This is a genomic window from Acinetobacter sp., assembly GCF_049284435.1.
GTDB lineage: Bacteria > Pseudomonadota > Gammaproteobacteria > Pseudomonadales > Moraxellaceae > Acinetobacter.
In genome coordinates, this window is record NZ_JBAPXX010000008.1 from 36,752 (window position 1) to 59,121 (window position 22,370).

Annotated in this window: 15 protein-coding genes and 3 pseudogenes; 9 read left to right on the forward strand and 9 right to left on the reverse strand. The window is 41.4% G+C overall.

The window, feature by feature from the left end:
• Positions 1–9 precede the first annotated feature (9 nt).
• Together ybgC and WAK81_RS00945 are read right to left on the reverse strand one after the other, a co-directional pair.
• Positions 10–417 carry a tol-pal system-associated acyl-CoA thioesterase gene (gene ybgC, locus WAK81_RS00940; protein ID WP_422195305.1) on the reverse strand — a complete coding sequence of 136 codons (408 nt, stop codon included), beginning with the start codon at positions 415–417 and terminating at the stop codon, positions 10–12.
• A 267-nt stretch (positions 418–684) separates the two neighbouring features.
• Complete coding sequence (locus WAK81_RS00945) at positions 685–2,034, reverse strand: amidohydrolase (protein WP_422195306.1); 1,350 nt, start codon at positions 2,032–2,034, stop codon at positions 685–687.
• Between the two features lie 374 nt (positions 2,035–2,408).
• On the opposite strand from WAK81_RS00945, the pseudogene WAK81_RS00950 reads away from it, so the two are divergent.
• The 3 genes and pseudogenes from WAK81_RS00950 to WAK81_RS00960 all read left to right on the forward strand — a co-directional run bounded on the left by WAK81_RS00950 (position 2,409) and on the right by WAK81_RS00960 (position 4,577).
• A pseudogene (locus WAK81_RS00950) lies at positions 2,409–3,654 on the forward strand (acetamidase/formamidase family protein).
• Between the two features lie 137 nt (positions 3,655–3,791).
• On the forward strand, positions 3,792–4,064 hold the full coding sequence (locus WAK81_RS00955; RefSeq protein ID WP_422195307.1) for a hypothetical protein: 273 nt from the start codon (positions 3,792–3,794) through the stop codon (positions 4,062–4,064).
• A 138-nt stretch (positions 4,065–4,202) separates the two neighbouring features.
• A complete protein-coding gene (locus WAK81_RS00960) occupies positions 4,203–4,577 on the forward strand; it encodes a hypothetical protein (RefSeq protein ID WP_422195308.1) in 375 nt (124 codons plus the stop codon).
• 103 nt (positions 4,578–4,680) lie between these two features.
• On the opposite strand, the gene ruvB is transcribed toward WAK81_RS00960, so the two are convergent.
• The 5 genes and pseudogenes from ruvB to WAK81_RS00985 all read right to left on the reverse strand — a co-directional run bounded on the left by ruvB (position 4,681) and on the right by WAK81_RS00985 (position 9,967).
• Positions 4,681–5,688 (reverse strand): Holliday junction branch migration DNA helicase RuvB, encoded by a 1,008-nt coding sequence (gene ruvB, locus WAK81_RS00965; protein ID WP_005247592.1) that lies wholly within the window; start codon positions 5,686–5,688, stop codon positions 4,681–4,683.
• 235 nt (positions 5,689–5,923) lie between these two features.
• Complete coding sequence (gene ruvA / locus WAK81_RS00970; RefSeq protein WP_422195309.1) at positions 5,924–6,526, reverse strand: Holliday junction branch migration protein RuvA; 603 nt, start codon at positions 6,524–6,526, stop codon at positions 5,924–5,926.
• 117 nt (positions 6,527–6,643) lie between these two features.
• On the reverse strand, positions 6,644–7,984 hold the full coding sequence (locus WAK81_RS00975) for a deoxyguanosinetriphosphate triphosphohydrolase (RefSeq protein ID WP_422195310.1): 1,341 nt from the start codon (positions 7,982–7,984) through the stop codon (positions 6,644–6,646).
• Positions 7,985–8,180: 196 nt separating this feature from the next.
• A pseudogene (locus WAK81_RS00980) lies at positions 8,181–8,311 on the reverse strand (putative transporter small subunit).
• Between the two features lie 11 nt (positions 8,312–8,322).
• Positions 8,323–9,967, reverse strand: a pseudogene (locus tag WAK81_RS00985) (sodium:solute symporter family transporter).
• 1,314 nt (positions 9,968–11,281) lie between these two features.
• Between WAK81_RS00985 and purL the strand changes: the two are divergent.
• The 3 genes from purL (at position 11,282) to WAK81_RS01000 (ending at position 16,451) form a co-directional block, all read left to right on the forward strand.
• Complete coding sequence (purL, locus tag WAK81_RS00990) at positions 11,282–15,115, forward strand: phosphoribosylformylglycinamidine synthase (RefSeq protein ID WP_422195311.1); 3,834 nt, start codon at positions 11,282–11,284, stop codon at positions 15,113–15,115.
• Positions 15,116–15,430: 315 nt separating this feature from the next.
• On the forward strand, positions 15,431–15,556 hold the full coding sequence (locus WAK81_RS00995) for a KGW motif small protein (protein WP_422195312.1): 126 nt from the start codon (positions 15,431–15,433) through the stop codon (positions 15,554–15,556).
• Positions 15,557–15,713: 157 nt separating this feature from the next.
• Positions 15,714–16,451, forward strand: a complete 738-nt coding sequence (locus WAK81_RS01000; protein ID WP_422195313.1) for an abortive infection family protein — start codon at positions 15,714–15,716, stop codon at positions 16,449–16,451.
• A gap of 15 nt (positions 16,452–16,466) precedes the next feature.
• On the opposite strand, the gene WAK81_RS01005 is transcribed toward WAK81_RS01000, so the two are convergent.
• Entirely contained in the window at positions 16,467–18,209 is a 1,743-nt protein-coding gene (locus WAK81_RS01005; protein ID WP_422195314.1) for an FAD-dependent monooxygenase, read from the reverse strand.
• Between the two features lie 170 nt (positions 18,210–18,379).
• Between WAK81_RS01005 and WAK81_RS01010 the strand changes: the two genes are divergently transcribed.
• The 3 genes from WAK81_RS01010 (at position 18,380) to WAK81_RS01020 (ending at position 21,200) form a co-directional block, all read left to right on the forward strand.
• The gene (locus WAK81_RS01010) at positions 18,380–19,261 is read left to right on the forward strand and encodes a LysR substrate-binding domain-containing protein (protein WP_422195315.1); all 882 of its coding nucleotides are present in this window, start codon (positions 18,380–18,382) and stop codon (positions 19,259–19,261) included.
• 17 nt (positions 19,262–19,278) lie between these two features.
• Positions 19,279–19,596, forward strand: coding sequence for an NGG1p interacting factor NIF3 (locus WAK81_RS01015; RefSeq protein WP_422195316.1), 318 nt, complete (start codon positions 19,279–19,281; stop codon positions 19,594–19,596).
• Between the two features lie 140 nt (positions 19,597–19,736).
• Positions 19,737–21,200: a carotenoid oxygenase family protein gene (locus WAK81_RS01020; RefSeq protein WP_422195317.1), complete on the forward strand. Its 1,464-nt coding sequence runs from the start codon at positions 19,737–19,739 to the stop codon at positions 21,198–21,200.
• Between the two features lie 378 nt (positions 21,201–21,578).
• Here WAK81_RS01020 and WAK81_RS01025 read toward each other — a convergent pair whose 3' ends face one another.
• Positions 21,579–22,049, reverse strand: coding sequence for a MarR family winged helix-turn-helix transcriptional regulator (locus WAK81_RS01025; RefSeq protein ID WP_422195318.1), 471 nt, complete (start codon positions 22,047–22,049; stop codon positions 21,579–21,581).
• Between the last annotated feature and the right edge of the window lie 321 nt (positions 22,050–22,370).

Sequence of the window (22,370 nt, forward strand, 5' to 3'; positions counted from 1 at the left end):
TAAATTTTTTTAGTCTTGTTCCAATTCTTTTTGAATTAGTTCGCGGATTTCATCCGGGAGTCGACGTGGTCGCATCTCTGCATTGATACATGCCAACTCAACCTCACCTGATGCAAGCATGATTTCACCACGATAAATATTTTGTTGCAATACAAATGATGAAGCTTTACATGAAATGACACGTGCCGTAACAGTAATTAAATCATCCATCAGGATCGGACGCATATATTTGACATTAATTTTATGCACCACAAAATTGTAGTCTGTCTGATGCCAGTAATGGCTCACTCCAGCAGCACGTAACCATTCGGTACGGGTACGTTCCATATAGCGAATATGATTGGCGTGATAGACAATGCCACCCGCATCAGTATCTTCAATATAAACGCGGATATTGAATTCAAAGTGATTCGCCATAGTTTTGTTCCATGCAGATTTTCGAAATTTTTGCTTGTTTTTAGATGCAGGAGAGGGATTAGAATTTGCCGGATTCCTGCCAAAAGTCAAGCAATTTAGCGGCTCAAAGTTTAGCATTTTGAGTCTTGAGACCAATGGCACAAGGTGTCAAATCTGGAGAGAAATCGCCAAGATGAAGTACTGAGCACTTAACAGCTCATTTATAAAACAGCAGCAGATACCAAAATGCGCGAGTCCATGGAGCCGCGCATTTTTTATAGTAAAGGATTAGCCTTTACTTTTCTGTTTCCAGTTGGCTTGAACCTGCTCAGCTACTTTTGGATAGTCCAGAATAAACCGGACATGACTTTCGACCCCGGTTTTCAGGGTCGCATCATCAACAATGAAATTCGGGTTATGATTCGGTGCGGCTTTGGCCATATCCTGATCGGCCGGGGTGGCACCGAGGAAGGCAAATAACGACGGCATGAGCTGACCATAATAGGCAAAGTCTTCACTGGCACTCTGGTTATGTTCCAGTAAATGGGCTTTTCCTTCACCTGCAGCCTGAATTAAGGTCGGTACCATCAGTTCAGTCAGGGTTTTATCATTGGTGGTAACTGGGGCATAAGGTGAAATTTCCACCTTAGCTTTGACATCATTTGCCTGTGCCGTATGGTCAATCATAGTTGGCAGGTTCTTGAAAATGCTCTGGCGAATATCTTCATGGTTAGAACGGATTGTACCGGTCATCGAGACCTGTTCAGGAATAATATTGCCACTGGTACCACCCTGAATTTGACCAATACTGACCACGCCCATGCCTTTACTTAAGTCGGCCCGGCGTGACACCATGGTTTGTATGTTCTGGATAATATCAGCCGCGGCAACAATTGAATCTCGTCCCATCCATGGCATCGAACCATGGACCTGTTGACCGGTTAGGGTGACCCGAATACCATCGGCACTGTTGAGTGCAGCACCATCTTTATAATAAATATTACCGCTTGGCATGCCCGCCATGACATGCATACCAAAAATCACTTCCGGTTTTGGATTTTTCAAAGCGCCATCGGCGATCATTTTGCGCGCGCCGACCTGATCACCTTGGACAAAGTTATCAATATCGGCACCACCTTCTTCCGCTGGCTGGAACACAAATACGACTGTACCAGCGATTTTATCTTTATTGGCAGCCAGGGCTTTGGCTGCACCTAATAACATGGCTGTATGTGCGTCATGTCCACAGGCATGCGCCACCATTGTCTCCGCACCCTGATAAATCCCTTTGGCTTTGCTGGCAAAAGGAACAGATGATTTTTCTTCCATAGGTAAGGCATCCATATCGGCACGTAAGGCCATCACAGGGCCAGGTTTTGCACCTTTTAACACACCGATTACACCAGTTTTGGCATAGCCTTTACGTACTTCAATGCCGTAGGATTTTAATTCTTTTTGGACCAGCTCCGAGGTTTTAAATTCCATATTGCCCAGTTCAGGATGCTGGTGGATATGCTGGCGTAATTTGATGGTGTGTGCTTCAGCAGCTTGTACAGAATCATCAATCCAGTCGGCCAGACTGAGCTGGCTACAGAAAAGAAGAGGGAGACAAAGGGATATCTGCTTATACATGTTCATACTTCGGGAGAACCTTAAGAATTTAAAATGGTTAAAGTGATTCTTTAGGATGGCATACTGATCTAAATTCGACCAAAACTCTCTAAGTATTTTTTGATACCTTAAAGGTATTCTGGGTGTTAATATCTGTTCTCAAAGAGCTTTATTTGTTCTTTTATATTGTAAAAATATGTATCTAAATTGATTTTTTATATTTATAAGGTATGAAAATTATAAAAATTACAACTTGGAAAAGGATTAAGAAAAAGAAAAAACGATTCCATTTATATCGATAACTCGGATGAAGTGAAGATTTTTTAAATATCTTAAAATAATTTTGGCACTTAGATTGCATTCACTCTTCCGTAATATTTTTTATGACGGAAATTGAACACATGTTAAAACCTTTGGCTTTATCTCTGGCAGTGGCTTCAAGCTTAAGTTTTATTTCGACAAGCCTATGGGCTGAAGACTTTAAAATACTGAAACAGCTGGAAAATAAACCGACATTACTCAAAAGTGGTGAATATAAAGGTCATTATTATGTGCCGAGTACCTTAAATACGATTACTTGGGGTTATCTGCCAAATAAAGATGCAAAACCTGTCTTGACTGTCCCTTCAGGTAGCACTGTTACTTTCGATACGGTTTCGCATGAAGGGCTGCTAGAAGATCAGAGCCGCAATGCAGAAAAATATTTCACATCAAAAGGCATCAAACCTGAGCATGTATTAGATGAAGCCAAGCTGATCACGAATTCCAAATTGAAACATGATTTCCATAAAGATGGACCACACATTATTACCGGGCCAGTATATGTAGAAGGGGCAATGCCGGGCGATATTCTAAAGGTGGAGATTTTAAAAGTTGAACCGCGTGTGCCTTATGGCGTGATTTCAAACCGTCATGGCAAAGGTACCTTACCCGAATTCCCGAATTCCCGAATTCCCGAAACGTCAGAAACATGAGCATGCATCTCCAGCCAATCCGGAGGCTTATGGCAACGTGTCCATTTTTACCCCAATTGAGAAAAATGCTGATGGTGTATGGGAAGGCGTTTTAAAAACCGAATCTGGCAAAGCGATACGTTTCCCGCTTAATCCGTTTATGGGCACGATGGGCGTTGCACCAAATACCAGCGAGCCTGTGCATTCTGTGCCCCCATCATTTTATGGCGGAAATATCGACATCAATGAATTAGGTGCAGGTGCAACGGCTTATTATCCTGTACAAGTGCCAGGTGCATTGTTCTATACAGGTGATAGTCACTTTGTACAAGGTGATGGTGAGGTGGCTTTAACTGCCTTGGAAGGATCAGCACGGGCGACTTTAAAATTCACTTTGCTTAAATCTGGAAATGACAAAATTCCAAGTGTAGAGATTAAACAGCCGCTGGCTGAAAATGCTGAATTCTGGATCACACCGGGTCTGGATGAAGACTTGGATGAAGCTATGCGTAAATCCACCCGTGAAGCGATTCGCTTTTTGGTTAATGAATATGGGATTTCCGAAGAAATTGCCTATGCCTACTTAAGTGCTGCGACTGACTTTGAAGTGTCTCAAGTGGTCGATAAAACCAAAGGTATTCATGCGATGATTCGCAAGGCGGATTTTAAGGAGTTTAAAAAAGAAGAAAATTAATTTCTTTATTGAATTTTTTATTTTGTGCTTTTACCAACTGATTCAGACATGGTCAGTTGGCTTTTTATTTTGTAATGCTTTGAAAATGTTTAGAATGCGATGCTTATAGATTTAAGTTAAATATTTGGGGGTAAGATTTGACACAAGAAAATAATAATGAGGTGATGATTCAACTTCCGTGGGCAGTACCACAACAGCCTTTAGTACAAACTACAAGTATGGTCGAAAATCCAAATAAGAAAATGGAACTTAATCTCACTCATTCGACAGATACAACAGCAATATCATCTTTCGCTTTATCCGTAATTATCGCTTTAATTTTAGGAAGTTTAGCGACTTGGTTAGCTTATTGGTATGGGCGTAAAAGTTTTAAACTTACAGAAATGTCTTTTAAAACTGTCGTTGAGTAAATAAAAGCATCAGAGCAATCGGCAATAGATTTAAATTCTAAATTATTTAACCAGCAATTAATACTACAAGATAGAGAGCAAAAGGCTCTTTTAAAGACGCAATGGATTGAAAACTTTAGACCACTAGCACAAAGCTATATGTCAAAAATTTTGGAATTATTATTTAAATTAGATAGATTTCAAGATTCTTTTTTACAATTACCAACAACTATAAAATTAGATGAGAAAACTGAGGCCGGTAAATGCCTAGAGCAAATATCGTTATTAATTGAAGAGGCAATAGTACTTACAAGCCATATTGATTTGTTTCTTGAGTCTTATGCTCTTAAGGATAATAGGATTATTTATTTTTCAGACTACTTCAATCAAATAGCGTTAGAACTCAAAAAAGAATACATTAATACAAACCACAAAGATTATCTTTTTAAGTTCATGCAAACAGGTGTAAAGAGAAATACTGATAATTTAAGTGAAGAGATATATTCAGACTCTAGGAATACCTTGCTTTATTAAATAATAAAACAAGATTAGAAGTACTTGTGATCTATAGCCGTATGATTAGTGAGGAATTTAAAAAAATACTTAATCAAAAAGCAGCCTAAGCTGCTTTTTTAAATCACTTATCTTTCGGTTCAGGCGGTGCCATCCCAAACTGCAAATAGGCCATATTAGTGGCAATACGACCACGCGCAGTACGCATGACATAACCTTGCTGAATCAAGTAAGGCTCAATCACATCTTCAAGTGTGCCTGAGTCTTCCGCCATGGCTGCAGCGAGTGCTTCTACGCCAGCAGGACCGCCATCAAAACGCTCAAGCAACATCGATAAATAACGACGGTCGAGTGTGTCTAAACCATCTTTATCAACTTTGAGCATGTCCAAAGCACGTTGAGCCATATCCTGATTGATTTCACCGGTACCTTTGACCTGTGCGTAGTCACGGACACGACGCAATAAACGGTTAGCAATACGCGGTGTGCCTCTTGAGCGACGGGCAATTTCTTTTGCGCCATCTCCCGTCATGGGTACATCCATCAAGTTGGCCGAACGTTTGACAATGTGGGTTAAATCTTCAACCGAATAAAACTCTAAACGTTGCACAATCCCGAAACGGTCACGCAGCGGAGAAGTGAGCAGACCGGCACGTGTAGTTGCAGCTACCAAGGTAAATGGAGGTAAATCCAGTTTAATCGAACGGGCAGCAGGGCCTTCACCAATCATGATGTCGAGCTGATAATCTTCCATCGCCGGATACAGGATTTCTTCAATGACCGGTGAAAGACGGTGAATCTCGTCAATAAACAGGACATCGCCTTCTTCCAGATTCGTTAGCATCGCGGCTAAGTCGCCGGCACGTTCCAGAACAGGTCCTGAAGTCGATTTGAGGTTGCCGCCCATTTCTCGGGCAATAATATTGGCCAACGTTGTTTTACCCAGACCTGGAGGGCCAAAAATCAAGGTGTGATCGAGGGCTTCTTCACGGCCACGGGCTGCACCAATGAAAATTTCCATCTGCTCGCGGACCACCGGCTGACCGATATAGTCATCGAGGGAAGTCGGGCGGATGGCACGATCAAAATGATCTTCGGGTTTTTCAGAACCACTGATGAGACGGTCTTGCATCTTTTGAGTTAATCTCTATGGTTTATTTGAGGTGAATAAAGTCATAGCCTCAAAATGGTCTTGGAATTTCTATGCCATTGAGTCGGCATGCTCTTACTTTTGACTGGGCAAAAGTAACAAAACCCATTTGTTAAACTGATGCTACCTCCTGATAGCACAGTTTAACAGGCGACATCCATGTCGCTAGGTAGATTCTGATACCGGCATAAATTCTATATTCAGTATCTGATTGCTATTATTTATTCATTGACTTTAATGCAGCGCGGATAATATCGCTGGCTTCAGTAAATTCACCTTTGGCGGTATTCACCAGTTTTTGTGCTTCAGCCGGTTTATAGCCCAAGGACTGTAATGCAGCTTCCGCTTCAGCCACGGCTGAATTGCCCATAAACTGAATCTGTGGTGCAGTTGAATTGCTTGGAACAGCACCTGAAGCCATGGCTTTAAAGCGGTCACGCAATTCAATCATCAGGCGTTCTGCAGTCTTTTTACCAACTCCCGGAACTTTGACCAGAGTGTTGATATCTTCATGTTCAACAGTATGGATCAGCATTTCCACACTTAAAGTTGAAAGGATACCAAGCGCCATTTTTGGACCTACGCCGTTCACCTTTAATAAGGTACGGAAAATAGTTTTTTCCTGCGCATTGATAAAGCCATAAAGTAACTGGGCATCTTCACGAACAGCAAGATGGGTCCACAGGGTAATTTTCTGGCCTTTTTGCAACTGGCAGAAAGTGGTTAAAGGGGTGTCAATCTCATAACCTACGCCGTTCACATTTAATAAAACAGTCGGTGCTTCCAGCGCCAGCACTTCCCCAATCAGGCATCCAATCATTTTTTATACATACTCAAATTTAATACAGGCATAGTAGTCAGCATTTTCGATAAAGGCAAAACTCTATCATTCAAAAGCAGTGATTTTGCTGAGATTATCATCAGGCACTCGTTCGCATTAGAGCAACCCGGCTTTATTGCCATGCAGTTCCTGCGCCAGATTATAAGCCTGATGGTCCGAGAATTTGGAGACAATATCCAGCACCTGCATAATGTTCTCATAATGATCAGTACTAAACTGCGCACCCGAGCGTTTTAAAATGGCCATTAAACGCTGTTCCTTAAAGCTTAAGGTTTTGTGTGGCGTGGTCAGTGGAATAAAGGCATCCAGAATCGTTTGCAGACTTTGATGCGCGATAATTTCCAGACCGGCTTTTTGCGGATGTTCGAAGATTTTGTCTCTTGCCAGTTCTTTGGCCCGATTAATACCCATTTCAATATCAGCACTACAATAACCCAGCAATGAGCCTTGCAATTGGCCCATCAGAATTTCCTGCTGATGTCGGGAAAAAGCTGTAGTGACTTCATCTACCAGACGTTTCATGACCCGGCCACGTAAGGCCGCAATTTTTTGTTGCCAGGTGGTATTAGGCAGATTGATTTCTTCAGGCGTGCCATATTCACCCAGCAAGTTCAGGAAGACTGGCTCGACTTCGGCATAACTGAGCATATTCAGGCTAATGCCATCTTCCAGATCAATCAGGGCATAGCAGATATCATCCGCAGCTTCTAAAAGATAGGTCAGTGGATGACGACAATAATGATATTCACCAAGCTGGATTAGACCCAACTGTTCAGCAATTTCCTGCAAAATCTCTTTTTCAGACTGGTAACAACCAAATTTAGGACGTCGGCTGGCCGGGGTGTTGCCAGTCGGATCAATGGCCTCAGAGAGCCACGGGTATTTAAGATAGGCACCAAGTGTGGCATAAGTCAGGCGCATACCGCCATCATAAGGATGGTAATCGATCTTGGTCAGCAGGCGCAGGCCTTGGGCATTGCCTTCAAACTGGCGGACATCAGCTTCCTGTTCAGGACTCAAATCTTTTAAGAAGTCGGTATGTGATGCATCATCAAACCATTCTCGAATAGCATATTCACCGGCATGACCAAAAGGCGGGTTGCCAATATCATGCGCCAGACAGGCAGCCTGAATGATGGCACCGACATCAGCCGGAGAAATCCAGGCAGGTAAGTTATCTTTGATTTTTTCGGCAGCCAGCATACCCAATGAACGGCCAATACAGGAGACTTCCAGTGAGTGGGTTAAACGGGTATGAATCCCATCGTGCTGGGTGAGTGGATGGACCTGAGTTTTGCGGTTTAACTGCCGGAAGCTTTGCGAAAAAATAATACGGTCATAGTCTTTATGAAACGGGCTGCGTGCCAGTTCAGTGCTCTGCTTTTTACTACCAATCCGAACTGTCGAAAGCAGTTCTAACCAACGCATTTGAGTCATTTATCATTATTCAGTGATCCACTATTTGCATCATGCCAAAAAACTAGCTCTGGCACTAGGGCAGTGCGACATGAATTGTCATACTGCATATTGTTATTTCAGTCAGCTGGAAAAGACTGAGAATTAAAAATCGAAATCATCAAATGAACAATAAAAAAGCAGACTCAATGGCCTGCTTTTTGTTTAGGATGAAGAATCAAATTAGCTCTTCGCCATTTTTCTTGGCCTGTTGTGTGTCTTTATAGACATTCAGGCAAATCGTAAACAAGACCAGACTTGCAACCAATGGCCAAAAAGTACATATAGGGTCAATAATTGACTTGTCATCTGAAATCTCCTTATTTACTTTTCTCAGATAGCTGGTGAAATTCAATCACCATCTTATTGATTTGTTTAAAATCAAATCGTTCTTTACTGTAGAGCAGCGTCAACACAGTACATACCAGCGCACTACTGCCATAAGCTGTCAGTGAGCTTAACAAGGTGCCGTATTCACGCAGGAAACCGAGGATCCATGGCATGAAGCCAATACTGGCCAGCAAACCAACGACCAGACCTACTTTCTTGCCGAAGAAACCAAAGGTCATCAGACCCAGCACTACACCAATCCCCAGAGTCGCAACGAGTTCAAAGCCAAGTGCGATCATTCCCTGAATCGGAAGCCATTCAAAACGTACAATCAGAAAGCTGAAAAATGCGAGGCCCACTGACCAGTTAAATGCCCGGGCATTCACCTTGTCCCAATACAGGCTGACAATCACCGGGAATACAATAGAGCCCCAAAGTGCACCCACAAAAATCAGCATCGACAAAATGTCAAACTTCAAGGTGGCAATCACAATTCCCAGCATGGTGGCAACGATCATGGTCATACGGCCAATAAACAGCATTTTCTTTGGATCAGGGCGGTTTTTCGCAATCTGTTTGCCATAAATGTCCGTCATGACAATCGCAGACAGATCCGAGTCAGCGGTAGAAGAAAGGGCTCCAATCACCATGATGAATAACAGCGCGACCATAAATGGAGAAAGATAGGTTGCTGCCATTTGTGGAATCAGGTTATTCAGGTTGCCATCAATGGGCTGAATACCTGCAAATAGTGCCAATAATCCCAGCATGCCTAGACCAATGACAATTGCAGCATAACCAATGGTAGCAGTAATAAAGCTTGGTTTAATCAGGTCTTCACGTACTGCAAACAGGCGCTGGGCAATGGTCTGATTACCAATCGCGTAGGCCAATACGGCGACAAAAAACGGCGCGCCTTGTTCCAAAAACGCTGTTTTAGAGAAAAAATCCAGTTGTTCTGGTTGCAGATGATGAATCCCGCTTTGAAACAGGGAAGGTCCGCCTAAGGTGAAGAACAAGGTTGGAATAATAATCACAGCCGCGACAATCATCGCCACCAGTTGACCAAAATCGGTAAAGACTGAGGAACGGAAGCCCGACCAGAGGGTATAGGACAGCACACCAATACCGGTAATCAGCAATACCGGTAATCAGCACGCCATGGATAAAGCTTAAAGGAGATAAAATTTCAACCAGTGCCCCGGCAGCGGTAAAGTTCACCATCAGGCTGATCACGCTACCCACAATATTTGAACCCGCCAGAATCATCTGGCTTTGATTGCCATGCCGGGCATGCATGATTTCTGCCAAAGTATGTGCATTAGGCGCCAGTTCACGAAAGCGCTTGCCAAAGGGATAGATAAATAAAATCATCAGCGCACCCCACAAACCATAGTGTAGGGCACCGGAAACGCCGTATGTATATCCGGATGAGGCTGCTGCATAAAACGATGCGGCCCAGATCCAGGTGGCGGTCATACTGGCCGCAGACATTCCAAATCCGATGGAGCCATTCGAGACCATGTATCCATCAACATTTTCATTTTTCTGTTTGATGCGTAACGATAGTAAAAAGGTGATGCCATAGAAAAGCACCATCACTAGTACAGTTGCTGTACTAGTGAATTGAAACATACATACTCCTTAAGCGGGTCACCTTTTGTTTTGAAAATTAAATCATTGGTGACAGATTAAGGCTCTAAAATAGACAGAGCAGTGAAGCTATAGAACATCAAAAAATTAGTGTCCGAATATAGAATTTATATTCATCTCTACAGTAGAAAGGAAAAACCATTGCCAGGCCCAGAATTTGGACATTTCCTCAGCAATTCGGCTAGATCTTAACATAAAATCATCAAATTTACTGATGAAGTGTTTATTTGGTAAGATTCTTAGCTGATATAGACGTGTGAGTCTGTTACCCTGTTAGTTGAATTAAAAAGAAAATTTTCAATATTTTTTAGCAATTACAAATATTTATTTTAAATTTTTTGATTTAAATAAAACCTGAGAATACTGATTATATAAAAAGGTAAGAAAATTTTATTATTAATAATTTCTTCATTATTTTTTTATATAGACATTATAATTTCTTGTAGATTTTTTCATAAATACGAATGGTTTTTTACTATTTATATTCTGCTTTTTAAGCAGCATATTAGTCGTTCTAGGGCTGATGAATAAGTGATGAAATTTCAAAATATTGGATATGATGGTTAATTTTATCGATATAATTTTTGGTCTTTTAGGTGAGTAAATTTTACTTAATTACGAGCTGATAAGATAAACATCAAATATGAAAAAAATAAAGGAGTCAAATATGGAATTTTATTTTTATTATTTTAGAAGATGAGAATAGATGTTCGGTTTTTTTTCCGCATATGATGTCAGATTAAAATACCACTCAGTATTAATTATTCGTTTATAGAGGGGAGTAAGTTGCCTCTAGTGCTCTAATGGAAGAGATGAGCGGAGAATTGCTCTTTGTATTTCATAAAGGCAGAAGACCTTTAACCAGTTTTCTAATCTTGGTGGTCAAAGTTGAGAGTCAATCAAAATAATTAAAAACAGTCCGCAAAAAATACGACTTCATAGAGTCTTGTAATCAAGTATTTCATTTTGGCCTAAATCGGAGCTTTGGCAGGTCATGACAATAAAAATCTGAATTTGATTTTTCCCCGATTGTTGTTGAAAAATAATACAATTTTTATGCAGAGAATTATTCTGAAGCGGTTTTGATTTTTCTTGAAAAAAATGTGTTAACCTGTGCGACTACATTCAATTTTCTTGCCTGAAAATAAACAAAATATTTTAAAAGTCCAGGATATTTCAGGCATAGTTTTCTGATTTGGCATCTAGCCGATTTCCTTATTTCACAGTAGAATATGCGCTCTCTCAAGTCACATTGTGGCATGGTTGTTCAGACCATCCCGTGGAGCCAAAATCAGCATGTTTATCGTTGCCGGTGCACCCGCACATTCTTCTTTTAAGAAAACTCAACTATTATCGCGTTTGACGTCAATTAGTTCTGTTCAATCAATTGAAAGTCAATGGGTCTACCTCTTTGACCAAGCGCTCAGCGAGCAACAACAGCAATCAGCTTTACAGCTTCTCAACGATGGTCAATCTTTTGAATTGCACCAGGCTGCAAGTGATGAAATCCAGATATTAGTCACACCGCGCGTCGGAACCATCTCTCCTTGGTCCTCTAAAGCGACGGACATTTTCAAAAACTGTAATACGCCGGTTCATCGACTAGAACGCGGCGTTTTATTTACTTTGAAGGGCGTAAAAGAACTTTCTAAAGAAGCATTGCAAGTACTGCATGACCGTATGACCGAAAGCGTATTCAATGCGATTGAAGATGCTGCGGTATTATTTGTGGAAACGGCGCCAAAACCACTGAACTCGATTGATATTCTGGGTGAAGGTAAAGAAGCGCTGGTAAAAGCCAATAATGAATTTGGTTTTGCATTATCAATGGATGAAATTGATTACCTGACTGAGGCTTTCATCAAGCTGGGTCGTAATCCAAATGACATCGAACTGATGATGTTTGCGCAAGCCAACTCTGAGCATTGCCGTCATAAAATCTTCGGTTCGGAATGGACGATTGATGGTGAAGTTCAGCCATTGTCATTGTTCCAGATGATCAAGAACACCTATAAAGAATCACCAACAGATGTATTGTCAGCTTATAAAGACAACGCTTCGGTGATTGTCGGTTCGGATACTCAGCGTTTTTATCCAACCCAAGAAGACAATGGACACCAGGTTTATAAATACAAGAGCCAAGCCGCACATATCCTGATGAAAGTGGAAACCCACAACCATCCAACTGCGATTGCACCATTTGCCGGTGCAGCGACAGGTTCAGGCGGTGAAATCCGTGATGAAGGTGCGACAGGTCGTGGTGGTAAGCCTAAAGCAGGTTTAACCGGCTTCACCGTATCTAACCTGAATATTCCGGGCTTTGAACAGCCTTGGGAAGAAAACTACGGCAAACCATCGCGTATGGCATCACCGTTACAAATCATGATTGAAGGCCCATTGGGTGGCGCTGCATTCAATAACGAATTTGGTCGTCCAGCTTTAAATGGTTACTTCCGTACTTTTGAACAAAACGTCAATGGCGATATTAAAGGTTTCCATAAGCCCATCATGATCGCTGGTGGTTACGGAAATATCCGTCCAGATCACGTTGAAAAAGATCCGATCTTACCGGGCGATTTGTTGATCGTACTTGGTGGTCCAGCCATGCTGATCGGTCTTGGTGGGGGTGCTGCATCTTCTGTAGATAGCGGTAAACTTGGCGAGAACCTAGATTTTGCTTCGGTACAACGTGAAAACCCGGAAATGGAACGCCGTTGCCAAGAAGTGATCGATACTTGCTGGCGCATGGAAGACCATAACCCAATCGTGTCTGTACATGACGTAGGCGCGGGCGGTGTATCAAATGCTATGCCTGAACTGGTAAATGACCATGAATTGGGTGCGGTGCTAGATCTTCGTAAGATTCCATCTTTAGAACCTGGTATGTCGCCAATGGAAATCTGGTCAAACGAAGCGCAAGAGCGTTATGTATTGGCGATTCGTCCATCTTCTTTAGAATTATTTGAGTCAATCTGTGCACGTGAACGTTGTCCGTTTGCAGTACTGGGTGAGGCCACTGAAGCACGTCACTTAATCGTTGAAGATCCATTGTTCGGCAACAAGCCAGTGGATATGCCAATGCAAGTGATGCTTGGCGGTACTCCACGTATGAGCCGTACCTATGAAATGATTGAACGCAAAGGCGATGATTTTGACGCGGCTAAAGTCACTGATCTGAAAGATGCGATTTATCGCGTTCTTAAAAACCCGACAGTGGCTTCTAAATCATTCCTGATCAGCATTGGTGACCGTTCGATTACCGGTATGGTGGCACGTGATCAGATGGTGGGTCGCTGGCAGGTTCCTGTTGCGGATGCTGCAGTTACAACCACAAGCCTTGTCGGTTATACTGGTGAAGCAATGGCAATGGGTGAACGTCCTCCAGTAGCCTTGTTGAATCCTGCTGCGTCAGCACGTTTATCTGTGGCTGAATCGATCTCGAACATCATGTCTGCGAAGATTGAAAAAATCAGCGACATCAAATTGTCTGCAAACTGGATGGCTGCTGCGGGTCAACCAGGCGAAGACCAGGCATTGTTTGAAGGCGTGAAAGCCATCGGTATGGAAATGTGTCCGGCTCTCGGTATCGCGATTCCAGTCGGTAAAGACTCTCTGTCTATGCGTACCACCTGGAATGACGAAGGTGAAGACAAGTCTGTGACTTCTCCAATGTCAGGCGTGATCACTGCATTTGCACCAGTGACTGATGTACGTAAAACACTGACTCCTGAATTAAAAGATCTTGAATCTGTACTGGTTCGTATTGATCTGTCTAAAGGTCAATTCCGTTTAGGTGGTTCGATCCTGGCGCAGGTGTACAAAGCAATCGGTTCAGTGACTCCTGATGTAGATAGCTTCGATGACTTCAAAGCATTCTTTGCATTGGTTCAAGACTGGAACAACCGTGGTTTGATCAAGGCGTATCATGACATCGGTGATGGTGGTTTATTGGCGACTGTTGCAGAAATGATGTTCGCATCACGTCTAGGTGTGGCATTAGAAGATCAATCAACTGCAAGCTTATTTGCTGAAGAAATTGGTGCAGTTCTACAAATTGCCAAAGCAGACTGGGAAGCGCTACAAGTTGAAGTTGCAGCGTCTACATTGAAAGATGCAATTACAGTCGTAGGTACTGTAAATAACACTGACCAATTGTCTGTAAATGGTCTGATACTTGAACGTGCTGACCTGCAAGTGGCTTGGACTGAAGTATCCCACCAAATCCAGCGTCTGCGTGACAACGTACAAACTGCGGATCAGGAATTTGCCTTAATTACCGATAAAGCACACAAAGGTATTATCGCCCAACCAACATTCGACTTGAATGAAGCGATTGAAGCACCTTTCATTAACTTGCGTCGTCCAAATATGGCAATTCTGCGTGAGCAGGGTGTCAATGGTCATATCGAAATGGCGGCAGCTTTCGACAAAGTTGGCTTCAATACCGTTGACGTACATATGAGTGACTTGCTGGCAGGTCGTATCAGCCTGGATGATTTTGAAGGTTTAGTGACGTGTGGTGGCTTCTCGTATGGTGACGTGATGGGCGCTGGTGGCGGCTGGGCGAAATCAGTATTGTTCAATGCTAAATTACGTGACCAGTTTGAGAAATTCTTTAACCGTCAAGAAACCTTCTCGCTCGGTATCTGTAACGGCTGTCAAATGTTGTCTCAATTGGCTCCATTAATTCCGGGTGCGGATGCTTGGCCACGTTTCCACCGCAATACGTCTGAAGTATTTGAAGCGCGCGCAGTGAACGTTCGTGTAGAAAAGTCGAATTCAGTCTTGTTGCAAGACATGCAAGGTTCGATTCTGCCGATCGCTGTGGCGCATGGTGAAGGTCGTGCAGTTGCAACTGCGGAAAACTTTGCTGCACTGAATGCATCGAATCAGGTCGTTTTACGTTATGTCGATAGCCATGGCAATGCAACTGAACAGTATCCGTTGAACCCGAACGGTTCACCAGAAGGTATTACTGGTGTAACGTCGCAGGATGGTCGTGCAACGATTATGATGCCGCACCCTGAACGTAACTTCCGAGCGATTCAGCATTCTTGGAAACCGGAAGACTGGGATCAGGATGGTGCCTGGTTACGTATGTTCCGTAATGCACGTAAGTTTATTGGTTAATCTGTTCTAAATTTCAAGAAAGGGTCGCAAAAGCGACCCTTTTTTATTGCAGAAATCACTGGAATAGCTGCAAAACTGGAAAATCTTTCAGCTTTTGTTTAGACTATCTTCATCAATTGCCACCTTTGGGTGGCTTTTTGTTTTTTAAGGATTTTGATTTTTTTAATTTTCCTTCTCCCTGCGGACTTGGTTTAGATTTTGCTTTTATATTGTATATAAAGTGCTATGGTGTGTTTTATGCACAACTTTATTGCACTATAAAAGAAAGATGGAATAGATCGGTTCAGTATCAATTCTCAAAGATGAGGTGATGACATGGCTAAGACACTCAGAATAATGGATAAGGCGGCAATGCGTCAGAAAGGTTGGATGTTGTTTGGGATTGTAGTGGGACTACAAATATTGTTCGTTGTCGGCAGTTATTTGATGCAGGGTTCTTGATATTTAGATTTAGATAAAAGCCACCGAGAGGTGGCTTTTTAGTAAAAAGAAAAAAATTAAAATTATTTATGAATTTATATATTTAGAAATATAAAATACTAAACACTAATTATTTAAGATAAAAATATGGCTGATTTATTTAATTAAAAAAGTTTCGTTGTTACAAGAGCTGCTTATTGCTAGAGCTTTAGATAAAATTGAAGCTGGTGCTGATGACGCATTTATACAGCTTAGACATGAAATTATTAGTATCAGAAGTCTAAAAACACATATTCCTACAATATTAAAAAACTCTCGATCTTTAGATCAGTTTAACGAATATTTAAAAAATACTTTTAATAGTTATGCTGATTGTAAGCAATTTATTTATGATGAATTTAATGAACTATTTGATATTTTAGAAAATACAGATAGTGCTCCATTAGATCAATTGGTAATAAACACAATAGAATATTTGAATTCGAACTACATTCATCAAATATGGCAAAAGGCTTTAGAACGTAGAACTTCAGATCCTGAAGGTGCCATCACCATAGCGCGCTCATTATTGGAATCTACATGCAAACATATCCTTGATGAAATAGGTATTGATTATGGATATGCACCTGAAATAAATCAGCTTTATCGTTTAGTTAGTAATGAATTAAATTTAGCACCATCACAACATACAGAAAAAGTGTTTAAACAAATTTTAGGTGGTTGTAGTTCGATTGTCGAAGGATTAGGTGCTTTAAGGAATAAAGTTGGTGACGCACATGGACAAGGAAAAGTTAATGTGAAGCCATCTTCTAGGCATGCAGAGCTAGCAGTAAATTTAGCAGGAACAATGGCAGTATTTTTATTTACAACTTGGGAATTTAAAAAAGAATTATTAGAAAAGGTCACCCAAAAGTGATCTTTCCCCCGTTTTTTAAACAACCAACTGAATCTGCTTTAACACCGCCTTCAACGTATTCACATAATCAAAAGCATCATTGGTACTGTCCTGATAACGCCAAGCCACATAACCATCCGGACGAACCAGCACTGCACCAGATTCATGAATTTCAGATTTACTGTTCCAAGTCCCATACACATCACGGTAGTCACGAGAACCAATTTGAATCACATCCAAATATGGCAGATTCAATGCTTCAGCCTCCTGTTTCCAGCCTTTACCTGATAAACCTGTGAGCAGGGTAAAGCGACCTTTACCGGTAATATCCAGTGTCGACTGCTTTTGACCTTTAGCATTGATCAGCCAGGTATGTGGCACTTTAGCACCTGGGCGAGTCGTTGCCTGTAAATAAAGCTGTTCATCTTTTTCAAAAATCTCAGGCTCGGATTCTGCAATCACCGCATTGGAGCTATATCGCTGGTTCAGTTCTACACCTTGTGCATTAAATTCGAAGTTTTTAATTTCCAAAGCTTCAAACAGTTTTTTGCGGATTTCAGCACCTTGCTCATCTTCCGCAAAGATACGTTCCAGCATTTGCTTCTGAGTCGTTACACCATTGTCAAAACCAAAGACTTCTTTCAGGTATTTATAATCAAAACGTGACTGGTTCGCACGTGCCACAATTTGCTTGCCGACCGGTGCACGCTCAGTCGTATATGAATCCAGCAAGGAAGGCGCAGCCCAGCCTTTTACCGCATAGGCCAGTTTCCAGCCCAGATTAAAGGCATCCTGCATGCAGGTGTTTGAACCTAGGCCACTGGATGGTGGATGACGGTGTACTGCATCACCACCACAGAACACGCGACCTTTGGAATACTCAGTTGCCCAGGTCTGGTTCACATACCAATAAGACAGTTTTTGAATCTCTACTTCTTCAACTTCCGCACCGACAAAAGCATTCAGGCGGGCACGGACCTGTTCTTCAGTCACTTGTGGCTCGCCTTTGGAGATGTCAAAGCCCCAACCCATAATCCATTCATTCCATGGCGTAATGGCACGTAATAAACCCATACCGAGGTCGCCAAAGCTGGCTTCAGGATTCACGATCCATTGCAGAATTGCAGGACGATGCTGAACGTGTTGAGAAAGATCAGCTTTAAAAGTCACATAGACTGTACCCGCACGTGCCATCACTCCTTCGAGTGGTAAACCGAGCTGTTCCAGCACACGGGATTTTGCCCCATCCATTCCCACCAGATATTTCGCTCTTAAGCTAAATTCAGTATTGGTGATCCGGTTCAGGAAAGTAGCCGTCACGCTATCTTCATCCTGCACATGTGACAAATATTCGGTATTAAAGTTATAAATTGCACCACGTTCACCGGCATTCTTCACCAGTAATGCTTCCATTTTGGGTTGAATCAAATCAACTAAAGGACATGGACTGCCTTTGATGTAATCGCCATGACGTTCATCACCTGTACCCCAGGCACTTAAACGGGCAATTTCTTCACCGACCAGACTAGTGGTAATCAGGCTTTCACCCATCTGCTCCCAAGGTGTAGCGATCTTTTTAACCTGTTCTTCAATACCTAAATCACGTAATACTTCCATGGCACGCTGGTTGGTAATATGCGCACGTGGACTATTGGCCAGCCAGCTAAACTGGGTAAACAGTTGTACCTTGATGCCATAATTCGCCAGAGCCAAACCTAATGTTGAACCTGCAGGACCGGTACCAATGATCAGAACATCAGTGTCATAGTGTTGTGTCATACAAGACTCCATGTATATGCGTGAAGAACAAGCCATCTATATGGTCAGGCAGTCTAGTAAAATAGAATCTGTTGATATACGAATATTCATATAAACTATCGACCTATTCTTATTTGCAATAGGTGGGTCATAATCTTAAGATGCTTACCTGATCAGAAACCGGGCAGCCTATGGAACTTCGACATTTACGCTATTTTATCACCGTGGCGCAGCAACAAAGTTTTACCAAGGCCGCCGAAAAACTATTTACTGCCCAGCCGTCATTAAGCCAGCAAATTAAGGATCTGGAACAGGAAGTAGGCGTCATTCTGTTTGATCGTTCCTCTAGAAAAGTCAAACTCACCGATGAAGGGAGGGCTTTTCAGGTCTATGCCGAAAAAGCACTGGAAAATGCCAAGCTGGCAGTGGCGGCAGCACGTCAGGTTGCACAGCAGAAAAATAATCAGATTCATATTGGCTTTCTGAACGTGGCAGAAATTAAAGTGATGCCACAGATTCTGGCCCAGCTTAAAAAAACCATGCCGGACTTGAAAATTCACTTGCATAGCCTGACCTGTATGGAACAGATTCAGCGGCTAAAAAATGCTGAACTGGATTTATGCATTACCCGTTTTCAACTGGATCATCCAGATTTTGACAATATTCATTTATTGACCGAGCAAATTTATTTGGTTGCTGCTCAGCATTTACATCCTACAGATCGAATCCTGAAATTACAGGAACTGAAAAATCACAATATGATTATGTGCGAGCAGAATGCTTCGCCCGTATTTTATGAAAAGCTGGATAAACTGCTTTGCATTGATCAGTTCGAACATGAACAGCTGTTGTGGGTGACGAATGTCTTGCAACACATTAATCTGACCAATATGGGAATGGGCTTTAGTTTTGCGCCCGAATATTTACTGCGTTTTTTGAATGATCATGTGAAAATTATCCATACTGATCAGGCACTGCCAAAACTGGGCTTGTATGCAACATTTAACAAGAATTCCCAAAATCCTGCATTGAAGATGATTACCCAAGCCCTTAACAATACGACAAGTATCTGAATTGCAGGAAGGAATACATGTTAAAGCTGATTTATTACGTGCCGGATGAAAACCTGGAAGACACCAAGAATGCGATATTTGCAGCAGGGGCAGGCGGTATTGGGGAATATAAGAATTGTGCCTGGCAGGTTTTAGGAACTGGACAGTTTAAACCGCAAGAAGGTGCAGATCCTCATATTGGTGAAGTGGGAAAATTGGAACAGGTGGAAGAATGGCGGGTAGAAATTCTGGTGCCTGATGAGAAGGCGGTCGATGTGGCCAAGGCGCTGAAAGAAAGCCATCCTTATGAAGAGCCAGCCTTTGAGTTTATTCAGCTTCTGGATATCAAAGTCTAAAATTATATAATTGATACTCTGCTGCGGCGCGTTCAACTTAGCGCGCCGTTAGTCTAGTTTCAGAAAACAGCCAAACCGCTTTTGTTATTATCATCTCTGCCAGAATAATCCAAAGAAAAAATACAATAAGGAAAATAACAATGCCGTGGCCAAAACCGCTGAGCAGCGTGCTTAAGAATACCCTCAGCAAATCTATCCAGTACGGTACAGAAATCCTGCATCAGCGCATTCCATATTCACCGGATAATCCCTATCTGGAAGGTATATTTGCACCAGAGCGGCAGGAACACTTTTTCACAGATTTAAAGGTTGAAGGACAGATTCCTGCAGAACTGGATGGCGCATTGATGCGGATTGGTCCAAATCCTATTAACGTCAAAAACCCACGCAACTATCACTGGTTTACGGGCGATGGCATGTTGCATGCGCTCAGACTTAAAGGTGGTGAGGCACATTGGTATAAAAGCAGTTATATCGGTTCTGCCAGTGTGCAGAAAAAACTTCATCGACCACAAATTCCAGGTAAAACGCGAGGTGTCGCTGATGCAGTCAATACCAATGTCATCCACTTTGCCGGAAAAATCTGGGCATTGGTAGAAGCGGGCGCATATCCAGTTGAGTTGAATGCTGCACTGGAGTCAAAACGACATCATTTGTTTGAAGATGATCAGGATCTGCCATTTACTGCTCATCCACATATCGATCCTGAAACAGGTGATATTCATGCGGTTTGTTATGATGCTTTAAGTCAGAATAAAGTTTTTTATTTGCAGATAGATTCAAAAGGTAAGTTGAAACATCACGTCGACATTCCAGTGAAACATGGTCCGATGATTCATGATTGTGCCATTACCAGATCTCAGGTACTGATTCTGGACCTGAATGTGAACTTTTCTGTACGCAGTGCTTTAAAGGGTTCAATGTTGCCATATCAATGGAATCCAAAACGGCAGGCACGCATTGGTATAATGCCTTTTGGCGGTAAGGCAATTGATATTCGCTGGTATGAGATTGATCCCTGTTTTATTTTTCATACCGTGAATGCTTATGAGCTGGATTCTGGTGATGTGGTCATGGATGCGGTGGCGCACTCCAAAGTATTGGTCAGTTCGATTCAGGGACCGATTGAAGATCAGGATATTCGGCTGGAGCGGTTCATTTTTGAACACGGCACTGGAAAAGTGGCTCGGACGATATTATCTGAGATGAAACAGGAATTCCCACGGATTAATGAAGCTTATACGGGGCGGCCTTATCGTTATGTCTATAGTATTTCCTTTGGCGAGTTTGATGATCCTTCTCGTGTCAGCAGCAATACTCTTTTGAGCCATGATGTGAAAACTGGCAATTCAGAAAGCTATTCTTTTGGAGAAAACTGGGTGACAGGAGAGGTGATATTCTTCGCACGGGAAGGGGCTCAAGCTGAAAATGATGGCTGGCTGATGTCTTATGTTCATGCTTTAGATGATAGTCCATCTAGGGTAGTGATTCTGGATGCACAGCATATGACTGAAGGGCCGATTGCAACCATTGATTTACCGGTACGTGTACCCGTCGGGTTTCATTGTAACTGGATTGATTATCGGAAATTGAGAACAATCTGAGCTTAAGTGGTATATGGCTATATAAGCAGAAACCTACCTGAAATCAGGCAGGCTTTATCATCATAGGCTATACTCATTGTTAATACTGCTTTCATTTTTTCTTTTAACTCAATTTGCTGCTTTAAAGGTAGGTACTGTTTCGTAATTGGATTTTATGCAGTTAAAATGATTTATGATTTGAATTAATTATTTAAATGTTCTTATTATATAAATATTAATTAAACAGATTATTATTTTTTAATTATAAAAGATATCTATTATTTTTAAATAGATATCTTTTATGCTAATTATTATAATATTTTATTCTGAAATTTAAAAAATATAACTTCCCCTGATTTCAACTAAATTTTTATATATTTTAATTTACCTTTGATTAAACTAATGCGAAGGAGCCAGATTGCGGAAAATATGCTTAAGACTGTGTAGCATTTTTTCAACTTGCAACGGTGTTAAACCATCGAAAGATTGCTCTAGTACAACAACACTAAGATCATTAATCTTTTTAATCATTTGCTGACCTTTTTCGGTTAATAATACTCGGGTAATTCGTGCATCATCCTCACAGGAATAAGTATGTACTAATCCCTCATCTTTTAGGCGATAAATGATTTTAGTGGTAGTCGACATCTTATAAATTAACATGTCAGATAAATCAGAAATACTCGCTCTATTTTTAAATTTTAATGCCAGCAAAATACGTCTTCGAGAATTGTCTAAACCATATTTTTTTAAGGCATAGTCAACATTTTGCACATATTGGGTATGCACTTGACTAATCCAATGATAGGGTGAATCTTCTAAATTAAAATCTGTAGGAATGGATAAAAATTTACTGTACTTTTTTGTCATGGCCTCAACTCTTCTGTATGTTAGGGTCTTTTTAATTTGTTTAAAAAATGCATTTTATTTCAAAATATTTACTATCCTATTACAAGGTTATTAATCTCACATTTAGTACGTCTCCACCTCCTATTTAACTTCTTTTTAAGATGAACCCTCTAATTCTTTTTTGCTTCTTCGAGCCTCTTTTATAAAAGAACTAGAGAGCCAAAATTTCAGTCACATTTTTTTTATTTATCTATTGTTATTATGCGAACTGATTAAATCATCTTAATGATTAAATGATCTATCACAAAAAATACCATTTTCAATTAAGAAATACTTAAATAT

Excerpts from the sequence above, each read along its gene's own strand:
- ruvA (WP_422195309.1), bottom strand. The coding sequence starts at position 6,526 with ATGATTGGATGCCTGATTGGGGAAGTGCTGGCGCTGGAAGCACCGACT.
- WAK81_RS01010 (WP_422195315.1), top strand. The coding sequence starts at position 18,380 with ATGGAACTTCGACATTTACGCTATTTTATCACCGTGGCGCAGCAACAA.
- purL (WP_422195311.1), top strand. The coding sequence starts at position 11,282 with ATGTTTATCGTTGCCGGTGCACCCGCACATTCTTCTTTTAAGAAAACT.
- WAK81_RS01020 (WP_422195317.1), top strand. The coding sequence starts at position 19,737 with ATGCCGTGGCCAAAACCGCTGAGCAGCGTGCTTAAGAATACCCTCAGC.
- WAK81_RS00960 (WP_422195308.1), top strand. The coding sequence starts at position 4,203 with ATGTCAAAAATTTTGGAATTATTATTTAAATTAGATAGATTTCAAGAT.
- WAK81_RS01005 (WP_422195314.1), bottom strand. The coding sequence starts at position 18,209 with ATGACACAACACTATGACACTGATGTTCTGATCATTGGTACCGGTCCT.
- ruvB (WP_005247592.1), bottom strand. The coding sequence starts at position 5,688 with ATGCAAGACCGTCTCATCAGTGGTTCTGAAAAACCCGAAGATCATTTT.
- WAK81_RS00945 (WP_422195306.1), bottom strand. The coding sequence starts at position 2,034 with ATGAACATGTATAAGCAGATATCCCTTTGTCTCCCTCTTCTTTTCTGT.
- WAK81_RS01015 (WP_422195316.1), top strand. The coding sequence starts at position 19,279 with ATGTTAAAGCTGATTTATTACGTGCCGGATGAAAACCTGGAAGACACC.
- ybgC (WP_422195305.1), bottom strand. The coding sequence starts at position 417 with ATGGCGAATCACTTTGAATTCAATATCCGCGTTTATATTGAAGATACT.
- WAK81_RS01025 (WP_422195318.1), bottom strand. The coding sequence starts at position 22,049 with ATGACAAAAAAGTACAGTAAATTTTTATCCATTCCTACAGATTTTAAT.
- WAK81_RS00995 (WP_422195312.1), top strand. The coding sequence starts at position 15,431 with ATGGCTAAGACACTCAGAATAATGGATAAGGCGGCAATGCGTCAGAAA.
- WAK81_RS00975 (WP_422195310.1), bottom strand. The coding sequence starts at position 7,984 with ATGACTCAAATGCGTTGGTTAGAACTGCTTTCGACAGTTCGGATTGGT.